This is a genomic window from Halobacillus sp. Marseille-Q1614 (assembly GCF_902809865.1).
Classification (GTDB): Bacteria; Bacillota; Bacilli; order Bacillales; family Halobacillaceae; genus Halobacillus_A.
On sequence record NZ_CADDWH010000001.1, the window covers coordinates 1371625 to 1387531 of the forward strand.

Annotated in this window: 15 protein-coding genes; all 15 read right to left on the reverse strand. The window is 43.5% G+C overall.

Annotated features, from left to right (window positions below; translation table 11 throughout):
- Positions 1–108: 108 nt before the first annotated feature.
- The 15 genes from HUS26_RS06900 to HUS26_RS06970 all read right to left on the reverse strand — a co-directional run bounded on the left by HUS26_RS06900 (position 109) and on the right by HUS26_RS06970 (position 15901).
- Positions 109–1218 carry a BMP family protein gene (locus HUS26_RS06900; protein ID WP_173916455.1) on the reverse strand — a complete coding sequence of 370 codons (1110 nt, stop codon included), beginning with the start codon at positions 1216–1218 and terminating at the stop codon, positions 109–111.
- A gap of 114 nt (positions 1219–1332) precedes the next feature.
- Positions 1333–2058 (reverse strand): GntR family transcriptional regulator, encoded by a 726-nt coding sequence (locus HUS26_RS06905; RefSeq protein WP_173916456.1) that lies wholly within the window; start codon positions 2056–2058, stop codon positions 1333–1335.
- A 358-nt stretch (positions 2059–2416) separates the two neighbouring features.
- A complete protein-coding gene (locus HUS26_RS06910) occupies positions 2417–4696 on the reverse strand; it encodes a DNA translocase FtsK (RefSeq protein WP_173916457.1) in 2280 nt (759 codons plus the stop codon).
- Positions 4697–4808: 112 nt separating this feature from the next.
- Positions 4809–5027 (reverse strand): YlzJ-like family protein, encoded by a 219-nt coding sequence (locus HUS26_RS06915; RefSeq protein WP_254434148.1) that lies wholly within the window; start codon positions 5025–5027, stop codon positions 4809–4811.
- A complete protein-coding gene (locus HUS26_RS06920; RefSeq protein ID WP_305792016.1) occupies positions 5027–5758 on the reverse strand; it encodes a ClpP family protease in 732 nt (243 codons plus the stop codon). The genes HUS26_RS06915 and HUS26_RS06920 overlap by 1 nt, the downstream gene beginning before the upstream one ends.
- Before the next feature lie 156 nt (positions 5759–5914).
- The gene (dapA, locus tag HUS26_RS06925; protein ID WP_173916459.1) at positions 5915–6784 is read right to left on the reverse strand and encodes a 4-hydroxy-tetrahydrodipicolinate synthase; all 870 of its coding nucleotides are present in this window, start codon (positions 6782–6784) and stop codon (positions 5915–5917) included.
- An 18-nt stretch (positions 6785–6802) separates the two neighbouring features.
- Positions 6803–8020 (reverse strand): aspartate kinase, encoded by a 1218-nt coding sequence (gene dapG, locus HUS26_RS06930; RefSeq protein WP_173916460.1) that lies wholly within the window; start codon positions 8018–8020, stop codon positions 6803–6805.
- Between the two features lie 24 nt (positions 8021–8044).
- Positions 8045–9091: an aspartate-semialdehyde dehydrogenase gene (gene asd, locus HUS26_RS06935; protein WP_173916461.1), complete on the reverse strand. Its 1047-nt coding sequence runs from the start codon at positions 9089–9091 to the stop codon at positions 8045–8047.
- A 101-nt stretch (positions 9092–9192) separates the two neighbouring features.
- Positions 9193–9789 (reverse strand): dipicolinate synthase subunit B, encoded by a 597-nt coding sequence (locus HUS26_RS06940; RefSeq protein WP_173916462.1) that lies wholly within the window; start codon positions 9787–9789, stop codon positions 9193–9195.
- On the reverse strand, positions 9789–10682 hold the full coding sequence (dpaA, locus tag HUS26_RS06945) for a dipicolinic acid synthetase subunit A (RefSeq protein WP_173916463.1): 894 nt from the start codon (positions 10680–10682) through the stop codon (positions 9789–9791). Before dpaA ends, HUS26_RS06940 begins: the two co-directional genes overlap by 1 nt.
- Positions 10683–11124: 442 nt before the next feature.
- A complete protein-coding gene (locus HUS26_RS06950) occupies positions 11125–11340 on the reverse strand; it encodes a YlmC/YmxH family sporulation protein (protein WP_254434270.1) in 216 nt (71 codons plus the stop codon).
- Positions 11341–11362: 22 nt separating this feature from the next.
- A complete protein-coding gene (locus HUS26_RS06955; RefSeq protein ID WP_173916465.1) occupies positions 11363–12274 on the reverse strand; it encodes a polysaccharide deacetylase family protein in 912 nt (303 codons plus the stop codon).
- Positions 12275–12368: 94 nt separating this feature from the next.
- Positions 12369–14495, reverse strand: coding sequence for a polyribonucleotide nucleotidyltransferase (gene pnp / locus HUS26_RS06960; protein WP_173916466.1), 2127 nt, complete (start codon positions 14493–14495; stop codon positions 12369–12371).
- Positions 14496–14608: 113 nt separating this feature from the next.
- Entirely contained in the window at positions 14609–14878 is a 270-nt protein-coding gene (rpsO, locus tag HUS26_RS06965; protein WP_082234152.1) for a 30S ribosomal protein S15, read from the reverse strand.
- A gap of 132 nt (positions 14879–15010) precedes the next feature.
- On the reverse strand, positions 15011–15901 hold the full coding sequence (locus tag HUS26_RS06970) for an adenylyltransferase/cytidyltransferase family protein (protein ID WP_173916467.1): 891 nt from the start codon (positions 15899–15901) through the stop codon (positions 15011–15013).
- Between the last annotated feature and the right edge of the window lie 6 nt (positions 15902–15907).

The following is a 15907-nucleotide window of genomic DNA, read 5'->3' on the forward strand; positions in this document are numbered from 1 at the left end:
CTTAAAAAATCACCAAATGAAGAGGGCCGGCAATGAGTCCCTTCATTTGATGATTTTCATAGATACTTAGGGCCAGACCAGCCGGCCCTCCAATATCATGATCCTATATTAAAGAGAGCTTTCATATTCCTCTAACTCTTCGTGGGTGCTTGGAACTTGAATTTCTCCACTTGTAATCTTTTCTTTCCATTCTTCAACTTGTGAAACAATTTCCTCTGTCATTGCTTCTTCATTAGTTGTCGCAATGGAAACCGCATCATCTTCTAATCCGTATTCCTTCACTTCTCCTCCAGGAAATTCGCCTTCCATTGCTTCAGTTGCTACATCATTAACGGCAACGTCTACGCGTTTAACCATGGAAGTAAGTGTTACGTTATGGTCACCAATCGCTCCTTCTTCATGCTGGTCACGGTCAACCCCGATCACCCATACTTTCTCATCAGGATTGTTCTGCTTAATATCTTTCGCTTGGGCGAATACACCATTTCCAGTAGCTCCAGAAGCATGATAAATCACATCAACATCATTGTTATACATATTAGATGCAATCAGCTTTCCTTTGTCTGCAGCAGCAAAGCTCTCAGCATATTGCACGTCCACTTCGATTTCAGGGTCCACTGACTTTACACCAGCTACATAACCGGCTTCGAATTTATTGATTAGATCCCCATCTTCACCGCCGATGAACCCAACTTTGTTAGTTTCTGTTTTAAGAGCAGCAGCTACTCCTGCTAAGAAAGAACCTTCATGCTCTTTAAAAGTGATGCTTACAATGTTATCGCCTTCCGCTACAGAATCTACTAAACCGAAATGAGTATCAGGATACTGGGCTGCTACTTCTTCAAGAGCCGGCTGAAGCAGGTAGCCAATTCCATAAATCAGGTTGTAATCCTGGCGGACGAGACGGCTTAAGTTTGTCGTATAGTCTCCCTCGCTGTCAGACTGGGCATAATCAAACCCTTCCCCTTCGGCCAATCCATTTTCCTCACCAAAAGCCTGTAGTCCTTCCCAGGCTGACTGGTTAAAAGATTTATCATCAACACCGCCGACATCAGTAACCATAGCAACAGTGAAATCTTCTGAACTTCCTTCTCCACCATCACCTGAACCGCCGCTGTCAGAAGCTTCCCCTTCGTCTGAAGACCCGCCACAAGCCGCCAAAACAAACCCGATAGATAATAATAATGCAAGAATCATGAGAAACCGACGATTTTTCAAAGACCTTACCCCCTAAATTTGTTAAAGTATTGCGAAAATTATAAAAGACAAAATTTTTTGTCTATTTTCCTCAAAAAAAGCACCACCTCCTCAAACCCTTTACAATGTAAGCCCTTACACTCTTTTTCTTAAAACATGGAAACTAAACTTATCCGCGCGGAAATAATTGGAGGACAAAAGTACAGGTTCGTCATCTTTCGTGTAATGCATTTGTTTGAGTAATAATAGTGCTTGGTCTGGTTCGCAATTTAAAATTGGGGATATTCTTTCATGATAGCCAATCGGTTCAATATCTGTCACAGCATATCCAATCGTTTTGCCCGTGTATCTTTCTATGACACTGAAAAGGGAATCAGCTTCTCTAATTTGCTCAATTGGTATAAGGCCTTCAGGAATCCTGTCTTTACAATAAACGACAGGCTGCTGATCAGCTGTACGCACCCGCTCTACCCGTGCTAGTTTATGTAGGGGATATGGAGAGAAGCGTCTGCGCTCATCTTCGGTGGGCTCGATGAGTTCTGCGGATAGATATTGGGACCCAGGTGTCATTCCTGATTTCTGAATCATGCCAGTTACACTGTCAAGCTCTTCAATACCTGATGAAAAAACCGGCTTCGGATTAACAAATGTTCCGACACCATGTCTTCGTGTAACAATACTTTCTTCTTCTAAAATTCTTAAAGCCTCTCTTAAGGTTGCCCGGGAGACTCCAAGCGATTTCGACAGCTGAAATTCAGAGGGCAATTTTTCTTTCTCCAGGTACACTCCTGCTTCAATATCTCGTTTTATTTGTTCTATCACTTGCAGGTACAAATGACGAGTATCTTGTCTAATAGACATAATTCTCACTCCAAATCTATGTCCTCTAAAGGTATGAGATCTGACATCTGACGTTTGACACATCATATTCGAGAATAATATAACACTATTTATGTAATAAATAAATAGAATTAGGACATTTTTATTGAATACTAGCACATGTTTAATAATTCTGATTTATTAAATAAAGTTGCTGTGATAATGATTAGTAGGTATTCTTAAGCGACAGGAAGAGGTAATTAGCTCGCTTTTTTCGCGAATTTCTTCTATAACCAGAGATCCCTAATAATAAAAAAGCACACTTTTACTGAGAATGCAGGGTACTCGTAGCAAAAAATAAAAAGCCTCAAAAAGGAAATCCTTTTTGAGGCCATAACGCCTAACTTTCTTCTACCATTTCTGAGATCAGCACCTGGCGCGGCTTGCTTCCTTCATAAGGGCCGACGACACCATTATCTTCCATGGCGTCTATTAACCTCGCAGCCCGGGTATAGCCTACCCTGAACCTCCGCTGAATCATGGAGACACTGGCACTCTGCATTTCTATCACCATTTGCACTGCCGCAGGATATAGATCATCATCGACCTCTTTTTTCTCTTCGCTTTCTTCATCTGGTATCATTTCTTCCTGATACTGAGCTTTCTGCTGCTCAATACAGAAGTTCACGACTCGTTCCACTTCATCATCTGATAAAAAGGCACCCTGTACACGGGTCGGTTTGTTAGAACCAACCGGGGTAAACAGCATATCTCCGCGTCCAAGCAGCTTCTCGGCTCCTCCTGTATCTAGAATCGTCCTTGAATCTGTCTGGGAAGATACACTAAAAGCGATTCGTGATGGAATATTGGCTTTAATGACCCCAGTAATAACGTCTACTGACGGACGCTGAGTCGCAATAATTAAGTGAATCCCTGCTGCACGTGCCATCTGAGCCAGACGGGTAATGGCATCTTCTACATCATTGGAAGCTACCATCATTAAGTCAGCTAATTCATCTACCAGCACAACGATATATGGCAGAAACGGCTGGTCATCGCCGTTCTCGCGATTGTGCTTTTTAATATATTCATTGTAGCCTTCAATATTTCTAGTACCTGAATCAGAGAATAAATCATACCTGCGCTCCATCTCGGATACCACTTTCATCAATGCTTTTGAAGCTTTCTTTGGATCTGTCACAACAGGCGCCAGCAAATGCGGGATCCCATTGTAAACATTCAGCTCTACTTTTTTCGGGTCGATCATCATCATTTTTACTTCATGCGGCTTCGCGCGCATAAGGATACTCGTAATGATTCCATTAATACAGACACTCTTCCCGCTTCCGGTCGCCCCTGCTACTAATAGGTGCGGCATTCGGTTAAGTTCTGCCATTACGGCTTCGCCGGAAATATCCCTTCCTAATGCAAAGCTTAGTTTGGCATCTGGATGAGCTTTCCCTGTTTCCAGCACTTCTCTTAGAGAAACCATGGAAATTTCCTGGTTTGGCACTTCAATCCCGACAGCGGATTTCCCTGGGATCGGGGCTTCAATCCGGATATCTTTGGCAGCAAGAGCAAGCGCTAAGTCATCATTAAGGTTTACGATTTTACTTACCTTTACTCCGATATCGGGGTAGACTTCATATTTGGTTACCGATGGGCCTACGTGAACCTTCGTAACCTTTGCTTTTACGCCGAAGCTTTGAAATGTCCTCTCAAGCTTCTTCACGGTGGCCTGAATATGAGAGCGGCCCTGACTCTGAGGACTTGATGTAGGTTCATCGAGAAGGTCAAATCCAGGAAGCTTATAATCTGGATTTTCTACTTCTGCAGTCGTCATTGTACGATCCAGCGTCTGGTCATCTCCTGGAACAGGCACTGCTTCTTTCCCTGTGTCTTCTGGTTTTTTATAGGCCTGATCAGTAAAGTCCTGAATAATCGGCTCGTATTCTTCCTCTTGATTTACGGATTCATCAGAAGCGGGCTCCTCTATTCTCGCTGGTGCTTCTTTATCTATAACTTTAGGTCGTTTAGACGGCTTTTCGACTTTTTGACGGTTTTTTACGCTGCTCCACATTTCATTTAATTTTTCACCGGTAGAAGCCAGCACTTGCCCCAATGAGCGTTCTGTAATAAATAAAAAACCGATGAGAAACAAGAAAAGCGAAACGATGATGGAACCTGTTGCTGAAAATAAATAGTAAGTGATCAGCAGTAAAAAAGCTCCTATAAATCCGCCGCCGATGCTTGTGGCCGGCAGGTCCCCGCGCATCATTCCTGTTAACCGGTCCCACGTTAAATCAAATACGGAAGCTCCAGTTTGTAAGTCGTCAGCAAGAGCTTGAACGTGGGTAAATAACAGCAAAGAAATTACGATAATATAAGTTCCTATGAGACGTTTATGTAAAAAATCAGGCCATTTTCTTTTGACCATTAAATAGATTCCGACGATCAGGAAAAAAATCGACGCAATAAAATACCATACTCCAAATAAAACCTGCCAGACATTTTCCAAACCGCCTGGTATCGCTCCGTCGCTTATTACGGAGGCTCCGCTTCCAAATACAGCAATAAAAATAAATAAAAGACCTATTAATTCAAATTTAATATGTTCTTTTAAGCTGGATTGTTTTTTTCTGGATTTGGCTTTGGTTTTTCTTTTCTTTTTATTCGCCACTTATGGCCCACCTCCCTGACACGAAAAGAAGAGGATGTCGTAAGCTGGTGGAAGCCACGACATCCCTTTTTTCATGTATAACTGCCTCTATTATAGCATATGGAAAGCTATGTTAGTAGTCCAGCCATTGTCCTGGTTGTAAAGACGGATCCAGGTAATCTTTCGGGTCAGTAGACACCACTTGAATGATTTGCTTTTTTCCGTTTCCGTGGTCAAAACACTTCACATGCCTGTTGTTGTATTTCTCATACACAATTTGGCTGGCATTCGTATCCTGAGGGAAAACGTCATGTTCACATAAGGGCGTATACAGAATCATTGAGTAATCCATTACTGAATCACCTGCTGCTCATTTTCTTTATTTTTATCAATCATTTCATTCAGCTTGCTCATGGCTTCTTTTACGCCGCCCACGGCATCAATAAGGCCATACTCTACCGCCTGCTGGCCTACGACGTTCGTGCCGATATCCCTCGTCAGGTTACCTTTTTCAAACATTAAGTTTTTAAATTTTTCTTCCTCGATGTTGGAATGTCTCGTGACAAAATTAACGACACGATCCTGCATTTTATCCATATACTCAAACGTCTGCGGTACTCCGATAACGAGCCCATTTAACCGGATCGGATGAATTGTCATCGTCGCTGTTTCTGCTATGAATGAATAATTGGCCGAAACAGCAATAGGCACTCCTATGGAATGTCCTCCGCCTAATACAATTGAGACAGATGGTTTGGATAAAGATGCGATCATTTCTGATATCGCGAGACCAGCTTCTACGTCCCCGCCTACCGTGTTTAACAGAACGACAACTCCCTCGATTTTTGGATTTTGCTCAATCGCAATTAACTGAGGAATGATGTGCTCATACTTCGTTGTTTTGTTTTGTGCCGGAAGCTGCATATGCCCTTCCACCTGCCCGATAATCGGAAGCACATGCACGTTAGAGTCGCCCGGCTGCGGTACATTCGACTGGCCGAGTTCCTGAATTTTATCTACAAGTGAAGACTTATCCTTTTCTTTGTCCGGAGTCGTTTCCTGCGGCTTTTGTTCGTCATCCATGTAAGTCATAGCTGTAATGCCCCTTTCATGCTTTGCCATTAGTATGAGACAGAACGATAGAAACATACAGAAGCTGAAATTTTTCTCTTATTTCTTCCGGTACCTGGTATACAGAAAATAGAAAAAACAGCAAAGCGAATGCTTTGCTGTTTCGGTTTATTCTTTATTAATCAAGGCTTGAATGAGCAGCCGTTCTTCTGCGTTTAATGGAACGAGCGGAAGTCTTACTCCTCCTGTATCGATTCCTTTCATTTGAAGGGCAGTCTTCACAGGTGACGGCGAAGGAGCAATAAACATACCTTTTAATACAGGAAGGAGCTTACGGTGCAGCTGAGCAGCTTCTCTACCTTTGCCTTCATCGTATAGACGAAGCATTTTCTGCATTTCAAGACCGGCGATATGTGAAGATACAGAGACTACACCATTACCTCCTATCGCATAGATAGGGAGGGTTAAATTATCATCCCCGCTGTATACAGAGAAATCATCATAGGTGTGTTCAATAATTGCTGCTATACCGTCTAAATCCGCTGTAGCTTCCTTGACACTAACGATATTTTCTATTTTTGAAAGCTCAACAACAGTCTCAACCGTCATCCTTACCGCAGAGCGGCCTGGAATGTTATAGAGCATGACTGGTTTATTTATGGATTCAGCAATGGCTTTAAAGTGTTCATATAAACCTTGCTGACTGGGTTTATTGTAATAAGGGGTTACAAGCATCACTGCATCAACCCCTGTCTTGACAGCTTTCTGGGAAAGCTCGATCGAGGCCTTAGTGTTGTTGCTGCCTGTTCCCGCGATTACAGGGATCCGTCCGTTCACTGTCTGAACGACATGCTCCCAAAGCGCAACCTTTTCTTCTGACGTTAGAGTCGGTGACTCTCCTGTTGTTCCCGCTATGACTAAACCGTCTGTGCCATGGTCAATTAAATACTCCACCAACTGGGAAGTTTTTGTGAAGTCAATGTTCCCATGGCTGTCAAAAGGTGTAACCATGGCCGTTAACACTTTACCAAAATCCACGACCTAAATCCCCTTTCATTATCCAACATTCAATTCAAAAATATCATGCAGCGCGTTTACTGCCTGAATGAGGTCCTCATCTTTTACAAGTACCCAGATCGTTGTATGGGAATCAGCCGACTGCAGAATTTGAACACCGCGGTCGATCAGCGTCTGAACGATTTTCGCAGTGACTCCCGGTACTCCTGTAATTCCCGCACCAACCGTTGATACTTTCGCACAGCCTTCTTTTACTTCAGGTTCATATCCAAGGTCTTCTAAAATGCTGACGGCCTGATGGGTATATACGCTGTCTATCGTATAGCTTACACCGCTAGGGGAAATGTTAATAAAATCAACAGAAATATTCGCTTCTGCCATGGATTTAAATACTTCGGACTGCAGTTTAGATGGGTCTTCCTTTGATTGAACTTTAATTTGTGACAGGCCGGCCATATGAGCTATGCCCGTAACGAGGCGATCCGGCAGGTCATTACCTCTCTCCCCTTCTCTGGAAGCAGAGACTAATGTTCCGGGATCATCAGAGTAAGTGGACCGGACTCTCATCGGTACTTTAGCATGCATTGCAATTTCAACAGCTCTCGGGTGGATCACTTTCGCACCCTGATAAGCTAAATTGCAGATTTCATTATAAGTTACAGCATGAAGAGCGCGCGCTGATTCCACAAGACGAGGGTCAGCCGTCATAATGCCTTCAACGTCTGTAAAAATATCGATATATTCGGCTTTTAAGGCAGCACCAAGTGCAGCAGCACTCGTATCGCTGCCGCCCCGGCCGATCGTCGTAATATCACCAAGTTCCGTCTTACCCTGGAAGCCGGCGACTACAATGACATCATGGGTTTCTAATTCCTGAAGGATGCGGCTGGGATCCATTCTGAGAATTTTTGCCCTTGTAAAATCATCATTGGTTAAAAATCCAGCGGCTGCTCCTGAAAAGCTTGCAGCACGTAAGCCGGATTGCAATAATTCGTGGGCAAAAACGACAGAAGAGATCGTTTCCCCGCAGGACATGAGCATATCCTGCTCCCGGTCAGAAATATCAGAAGAAGGAAACTGCACTAAATCAAGCAGAGAATCTGTTGCATAAGGATCGCCTTTACGGCCCATAGCGGAAACCGTAACGACGACTTTATACCCTTCCTGTAAAGCTTTTTCAATATGTGAAATGGCACGTGCACGGCTTTCTTTATCCCTTACGGACGTGCCTCCAAATTTCTGAACTAATATTTTCATGTTCACACCTCTACAATTTTTAACTTACAGCCATTGGCGGGCGATTACGCGTTCTGCGATTTGAACGGAGTTCCAAGCAGCTCCCTTTAATAAATTATCGGAAACCACCCATAGGTGAAAGCCGTTTTCCTGATCCAAATCTTTGCGAATACGTCCGACAAATACTTCCCGCTTACCAGCTGAACTTAAAGGTGTAGGGTAAGTCTGAGTGGATGGATCATCTTCAAGAACGACACCGTCTGCTTCTCCAATTAAGGATTTAAGCTCTTCTACAGTCACACCCGCTTTATCGACTTCCACATAGACGCTCTCTGCATGGGACGTAAAGAAAGGCAGACGTACACAAGTAGCGGAAACCTGCAGACTTGGGGCATGCATAATCTTTTTCGTTTCATTAATCATTTTCATTTCTTCGAAAGTATAACCATTTTCCTGGAACACATCGATTTGCGGCAGCGCGTTAAAAGCAATCGGATAATGCTTTTTATCTCCGCCTACAGGCAGGATATTCGCCTGCATCTCTTCACCGTTTAAGAAAGCCTGTGACTGATCTCTCAGCTCATCAGCCGCTTCATTTCCAGCGCCGGAAACCGCTTGGTACGTAGAAACGATCACACGGTTTAAGCCAAGATGCGTTTTAATAGGCTCCAGTGCTGCCACCATTTGAATCGTGGAGCAGTTTGGATTGGCAATGATGCCATTATGATTTTGTATGTCTTCTTCATTTACCTCAGGAACGACAAGCGGAACCTTTTCATCCATACGGTATGCACTTGTGTTATCGATAACTAAAGCGCCGCGTTTTACAGCTTCCGGTGCTAGTTTCTTAGATACAGAGCCTCCTGCGGAGAAAAGTGCTATATCAATATTTTCAAAGCTTTCAGGGGTTGCTTCTTCCAATGTATATTCCGTACCCTTGAACATTTGTTTCTTGCCTGCGGAGCGGCTTGAAGAAAGCAGCTTCAGCTCATTGACCGGAAAATCGCGGTCTTCTAAAGTCTCCAGCATCTTTTGTCCTACAGCTCCTGTAGCTCCAACTACGGCTATGTTATATAATTTGGATTGTGTCATCATGATATCCCCTTTCAAAAATTGATGGTCTGTGTTGTCGTTTGAAGTCACTATCTTGTTATTTTACCATATTAGTGACGAAACTGGTAAAGAAATAAGAATTACGCCTTGTACCTTTCGATTAAAACGGGCTGTTTTTGTCTGCCTTCGAGCGCTGCTTCAATGGTCTCAGGAATCAGTGTCATATCTGCGACAAGTGAATTCGGTTTCATAAAAGGATGATCCTGTCCGAAAGGTACGAAGTAAATGTTTTTAGCTGCCATCAGTCTCATCACGTTCACTCCGTTTAATCCTAACGCATCATTTGTTGAAATCGCAAGTACAACCGGTTTTTCATTTCGCAAAGTCGCTTTAGCCGCCATTAAAACAGGGGAGTCGGTCAAGGCGTTAGCGAACTTGCTTGTAGAGTTACCGGTCATAGGTGCAATAACCATGCAGTCGAGCGGCCTCTTAGGCCCTAAAGGCTCTGCCTGCGGGATTGTCGTAATCAGCGGTTCCTGTGTTATTTTTTCGATCGTTTTCATATGTTCTGCCGCTTCGCCAAATCTTGTATCTGTTTTTTGTACAGTACTTGAAAGAACGGGAATGACGGTCGCTCCTTCATCCTTCAGCTGCTGAAGGATAGGAAATACTTCGTGATAGGTACAGTGAGATCCAGTAAGGCCAAATCCAATGGTCTTTCCTTTTAAACTTGCCATTATTCTTCCACCTTTCGTTTACTCTTTTGCAGCTCTCCGCAAATTACGTTCGCCACAATGTTTCCTGCTGTTTTCGGCGCGACAAGACCAGGCAGACCGGGAACTAAAATCGCCTTAATGCCCCGTTTCTCCGCATATCGAAAATCTGTACCTCCTGGTTTAGAAGCCAGATCCAAAATCAACGCATGTGAAGGCAGTTTTTTAATAATCGAAGCATTGACGACAGGTGCGGGAACAGTGTTTAATACATAATCAAACTCCATCTCATATTTGTCTATATCGCGCATATCAATTGGAGTCAATCCCATCTCATAGACGCGCGCCTTCCCGGCATCAGAGCGGACGCCGACGCTGATTTTGGCCCCCAGTTGATGAAAAGTTCTGGCCAGGCTCATGCCTACGCGTCCCAGGCCAAGTATCAATACTTTCGATCCGTGGATCGTGTAATCCGTATGCTGAATAGCCATCATAATCGTCCCTTCCACGGTAGGAATGGAGTTATAAATAGCCACATCATCACGGTCCATGAGCGGGATGAGATCCCGGCCCGCTTTTTTCACAATTTTCTTTAATGCATCATTAGCAATTCCAGAGTAGATTTGGCAGTGGGCGGGGGTCTTTTTTAGCCAGTCAGTCTGTAAAGAAATCGTACGGTTTGTAAAAATTCCATCAATCATACCCTGATCATCCGTTCCGGCGATCGGTAAGATAATTGCATCCAGTTTCTCGACGTGGGAGCCGCTGAAATCTAAATCAGTGCACTCGGTGAAACTTCCATTCAGCTGGTCAAATCCGGCTAAATAGACATGGGCATCCCACTCATGCAATTTCCTTATGATTTCTATTTGTCGGGCATCGCCCCCCATGACCGCTACGTGATATCCTGTTAACATGCCCAGAGTCTCCTTCTTAATAGGTTTCATCTCCTTGTATCGTATGCAGATTTCATCTGTAAGTGTGTTCTATTCTTAGAACTCCCTCGCAGTTTATGACAACAAAAAAAAGCTGTGACATAGAGTCACAGCCCAGTTTATGAATATATGCTGATCCAAAGAGGAAGACTGCTCTGCCCTGACAAAAATAGGCTTCTCCCTTTCTCCCAAGCTGGTTCAGTTATCACCTTCTGAGAGGCAGTTCATTTCTTTTTACAGTTTCCACAAACTTCAGGGCTGATCCATAAAACACCTCGCCCCTTTTATCAGCGAAAAAGGGGCAGGGATATCGAGTTGTTTCCATCCGTTATTTTTTCATTTTTCGCAACGGAATTAACTTATTCTGGTTCCTATACATTTAACAAATCCTACAGAAAAAGAGAGCCGGGATTCCACGCCCGGCTCAATGGTTAATTAAAATCGTGTCTTCACCTATCGCTTGAACCTGGGACCAGTCGATCACGAGTTCCGACTTCGTCTGAAACAGGCTGCGGTTGAAAATGACTAATGAAATGATCTGGCCGCTTTCCGGGTCAAAGTTAATATCAGCCTGACCGAGAACTCCGAGCTTTTTCCCCTCTTTTAAATCAATAACTTCCTTTAAAGCAAGCTTTTTCATTCTCACAAAAAAGCCACCCTTCTTATCTTTTTTCACTCATTAATACGTCCAGCGTAACGATCTGATAATTTTTCTTTAATTGTGTAATCAGCGGATCTAAGCTCTCGCTCGTCACCTTTGTAGGATGCATTAAAATCGTAGCCCCATTATGGACATTGTTTTGGACCCGCTCAAGCAATACTTCACGAGTCGGCTTCTTCCAGTCGATCGTATCAACTGTCCATAAGATCGTCAGCATGTCGAGAGACTCCGCAGCAGTCACCGTCTCATTGGAAAAGCTTCCTGAAGGCGGACCAAACCACCGAATCGGCTCATCTGAAAAGGAAGCCAGCAGTTCATTTGTTTTCACAAGGTTTTCTTTGGCCGACGATTCCCTTAATGTATAAAAGTCAGGATGCCCAAACCCATGACTTCCAATCAGATGGTTTTTTTCTTCGATCATCTGTACGTGTGATGGATTGTCTCTTGCAAATGCTCCGTCAATGAAAAAATTCGCCTTTACCTGGTGCTTATCCAATGTTTCGAGCATAGATGGAATATACTCGGCTCCCCACGAAACGTTGATCAAAAAAGTGACCATATTCTTTTGCTCATTTCCTTTATAAATCGGAGCGGCGGGAAGGTCCTCAAGCTTCACTTCCGGTTCCACCTGGTCATATACTAATTTTTTCTCATCAAAAGTGTTGGACTTTTTCATATTCTCGTATGATTTCTCAAGATTCACTTTTCGGCCATTTAAGCCGGGAATCTTTTTCCACACTTTGTCGATGCGGGCATTTTCCGGTGGAAACTCGTACCCTTTCTGCTTCTCTTTAATTTCCTCATACAAAGAAGAGGTATTAGCTGCGGGCACCGCCCGACGCTGATCCTGCTGTACCGTAACGATAATTGTCACAAGTAAAATAGCCGCTATAATTTTTATGATCCCGTGCACATCCATCAGCCCCTTGGCAAATGTATATGCAAAACGGGTGAGGACTAGAATTTTAAACATAAAAAAAGAAACTGGCTAACCAGTCTCTGTTTTTTTACTCTGTAGTTTCTTTTGCTTCTTTTTCCTTTTTCTCATCGATAAGAATCGCTTTTCTGGAAAGGTTGATTCTTCCCTGCCTGTCAATTTCTTTTACTTTTACTTTAATAGAATCTCCAACGGATACTACATCTTCAACTTTTCCGATGCGTTCTTCCGCAAGTTCAGAAATATGAACAAGGCCTTCTTTTCCTTTAAATAGCTCAACAAAGGCGCCGAATTTTTCAACACGTTTAACGGTTCCCTGATAAACTTCTCCAGCTTCAACTTCGCGGACAATGTCTTCAATGATTTTCTTAGCGACACTGTTCATTTCAGATTCTGTGGAAGAAATAAATACGGTACCATCTTGTTCAATGTCGATTTTTACGCCGGTATCTTCGATGATCTTGTTAATTTGTTTACCGCTTGGCCCGATAACATCACGAATTTTATCCGGATTAATTTTCATAGTCATAATCTTAGGCGCATAACGGGAAAGCTCTGTTCTGGATTCAGGAAGCGTAGCCAGCATAGAGTCAAGAATTTGCAGGCGGCCCTTCTTCGCTTGAGCCAATGCTTCTTCTAAAATCTCTCTGGATAGGCCTTCAATCTTAATATCCATTTGGAGTGCTGTGATTCCTTTAGCTGTTCCTGCTACTTTAAAGTCCATATCTCCAAGGAAATCTTCCATGCCTTGAATATCTGTCAGAATAGAGTAATCTTCTCCTGATTTAACAAGTCCCATTGCAATTCCGGCTACAGGCGCTTTAATTGGAACCCCTGCGTCCATCATGGCCAATGTACTCGCACAGATACTAGCCTGTGAAGTGGATCCATTGGATTCAAGAACTTCTGATACTAAGCGGATCGTATAAGGAAATTCCGTTTCTGAAGGTACGACTACTTCTAGTGCACGTTCACCTAAAGCCCCGTGTCCGATTTCACGACGTCCAGGTCCGCGGATCGGCCCAGTTTCACCTACAGAATAGTGAGGGAAATTGTAGTGGTGCATAAAACGCTTGGACTCTTCAAGGTCAAGTCCGTCAAGAATCTGCACATCACCTAGAGCTCCTAAAGTACAAATGCTTAAGGCTTGAGTTTGGCCACGAGTGAATAGGCCGGAACCATGTGTACGCGGAAGGATGCCTACTCTTGAAGATAAGGCACGGATTTCATCAATTCCTCTTCCATCCGGACGAACCTTTTCTTTCGTGATCAAGCGGCGTACTTCTTCTTTGACAATGTTATCTAAAATAGATTTCACTTGTTTAAGCGTATCTTCATCTGCTTCGAGCTCTTCATAAGACTCGACAACCGCCTTTTTAGCATTATCGATTGCTTCTTCACGAGCTTTCTTTTCTTCTGTTTGAATGGCAGCAACTAGTGATTCAGTTGCTTCAGCTTCTACTTTTGATTTTAGCTCTGCGTCTAAATCAAAAAGCTGTACTTCCATTTTTTCTTTACCGACAGCTGCGATAATCTGCTCCTGGAACTCGACAAGGCGCTTAATTTCTTCATGGCCGAACATTATCGCCTCAAGCATATCCTCTTCGGATGCTTCGTTAGCTCCTGCTTCTACCATGTTAATCGCATCTTTCGTTCCGGCAACCGTTAAATCGATATCACTTTTCTCCTGTTCTTCTATTGTAGGATTAATGATAAATTCGCCGTCTACACGTCCGACAACAACACCGGCAATAGGACCTCCAAATGGAATGTCTGAGATTCCTAAAGCAATTGATGAACCAAGCATCGCGGCCATTTCGGTGGAGCAGTCCTGATCCACACTCATTACCGTGCTGATCACTTGTACATCATTTCTAAAGCCATCTGGGAAAAGCGGACGGATCGGGCGGTCGATTAAACGGGAAGCAAGGACGGCCTTATCACTTGGACGGCCCTCTCTTTTAATGAATCCTCCCGGAATCTTCCCTACCGCATATAAACGTTCTTCGTAATTAACGGTTAATGGAAAAAAGGGAAGGTCTTTTGGCTCTTTTGAACCCGTTGCAGCTGAAAGCACGGAAGTATCGCCATATTTAATCATGGCGGCACCGCTGGCCTGCTTAGCCAGTTCTCCAACTTCGACGGAGAAGTTTCTTCCTGCTACATCGATTGAAAAGACTTGATTTTCTGCTGACATAAAATATTTGACTCCTCTCAATCAGACAAAGTAATTATCTAACTCATAGTTTACACTAAAAATTATGTAAACATACAGAAAAAGCGGGATTAACTCCCGCTTTTTCTCCTGCATTAGCGACGTAGACCAAGGCTCTTGATTAACTCACGGTAACGTGTAATGTCTTTATTACGCAGGTAGTTTAGTAAGTTACGGCGTCTACCTACCATTTTAAGCAATCCACGACGAGAATGGTGGTCTTGCTTGTGTGTACGCAAGTGCTCGTTCAAGTTCGTAATTTGCTCTGTAAGAACTGCGATTTGTACTTCCGCAGATCCTGTGTCATTTTCATGAGTTTTGTACTCATTGATTAGTTCTTGTTTACGTTCTTGTGTGATAGCCATTATAGCTACACCTCCTAAATAGATTTGAATTCCCTTTCCCCGAGCGGACGCCGGAGTTACGTGCCGCCAAGCGAAGGTTCCATAGTACAGATTAACTTTTTTTCAGCTAAAATGCAAGAGAAAACCGCATTATCACTGTAAAAATTGACGCACTTCCTGTTTGCTTGGGATTGATTTCTGCACGCTGTCAGGAAAATTTCCATTCTTTTTTATTTCGCGGATATAGCCGTAAAATTCTATCGAAACCGTATCTTCATCTTCTAAATTATAAGATTCTATAGAATAGATTTCCACCGCGGAATTATTATAAATAATCGCCGCCCCTTCATACGACTCTCTGCCTGCTTTCAGGCGGACAGCATAGAGGCCGGACTTCGGCAGATAATACGGGCGCTTCAGCTGTACGGTTAATCTGTCAGACCGCTTCGGATCATTAATTTGACCGCTGACAACAAACGGACGCCCGAGAAGTCTCCTCACTTCCTCCATTTCTCCATTATCCAGGAAAGAACGAATGCGGGTGGAACTAACTTTTTCCTCTTCTTCCTCGACACGGGAGACGGTAGAAGTCGTAAATCGCCCTTGAGCCAGCTCGGGCAGGGTATCCATAGAGCCCTGCCCTTTGAAGCCAAAACTGAAGTCAAAGCCGGCGGCTACATGCTGTATGTTTAACTGAATAAAGAATTGTTCCACAAACTCCTGCGGTGATAGAGAGGCCAGCTTTTTATTAAAGCGGATCACATATAAAATGTCGACGCCCATCTCAGAAAGAATTTCTTGTTTATCTTCAAGCGGAGTAATATAGGAAGCATGTTTTACTTTATGATTTAATACTACAGATGGATGAGGGTCGAACGTCATGACAGCACTCGATACCCCTAGCTCCTCAGCTTTCTGCCGGGCCGTCTGAATGACTTTCTGATGACCTTTATGGATGCCATCGAAAAAACCGACGGCAGCCGCTGAAGGGGCAATAGAGCCAGCTGGAAGACTTTCTTCGACACTTAAATGAATCGTTCTCAATTTTGT

Bases quoted from the DNA above. Each gene is read 5' to 3' on its own strand.
- asd (WP_173916461.1), bottom strand. From the start codon at position 9,091: ATGACACAATCCAAATTATATAACATAGCCGTAGTTGGAGCTACAGGA.
- HUS26_RS06940 (WP_173916462.1), bottom strand. From the start codon at position 9,789: ATGGCAAGTTTAAAAGGAAAGACCATTGGATTTGGCCTTACTGGATCT.
- dpaA (WP_173916463.1), bottom strand. From the start codon at position 10,682: ATGTTAACAGGATATCACGTAGCGGTCATGGGGGGCGATGCCCGACAA.
- HUS26_RS06915 (WP_254434148.1), bottom strand. From the start codon at position 5,027: ATGGATTACTCAATGATTCTGTATACGCCCTTATGTGAACATGACGTT.
- HUS26_RS06905 (WP_173916456.1), bottom strand. From the start codon at position 2,058: ATGTCTATTAGACAAGATACTCGTCATTTGTACCTGCAAGTGATAGAA.
- rpsO (WP_082234152.1), bottom strand. From the start codon at position 14,878: ATGGCTATCACACAAGAACGTAAACAAGAACTAATCAATGAGTACAAA.
- HUS26_RS06920 (WP_305792016.1), bottom strand. From the start codon at position 5,758: ATGGATGACGAACAAAAGCCGCAGGAAACGACTCCGGACAAAGAAAAG.
- HUS26_RS06950 (WP_254434270.1), bottom strand. From the start codon at position 11,340: ATGAAAAAGCTTGCTTTAAAGGAAGTTATTGATTTAAAAGAGGGGAAA.
- pnp (WP_173916466.1), bottom strand. From the start codon at position 14,495: ATGTCAGCAGAAAATCAAGTCTTTTCAATCGATGTAGCAGGAAGAAAC.
- dapG (WP_173916460.1), bottom strand. From the start codon at position 8,020: ATGAAAATATTAGTTCAGAAATTTGGAGGCACGTCCGTAAGGGATAAA.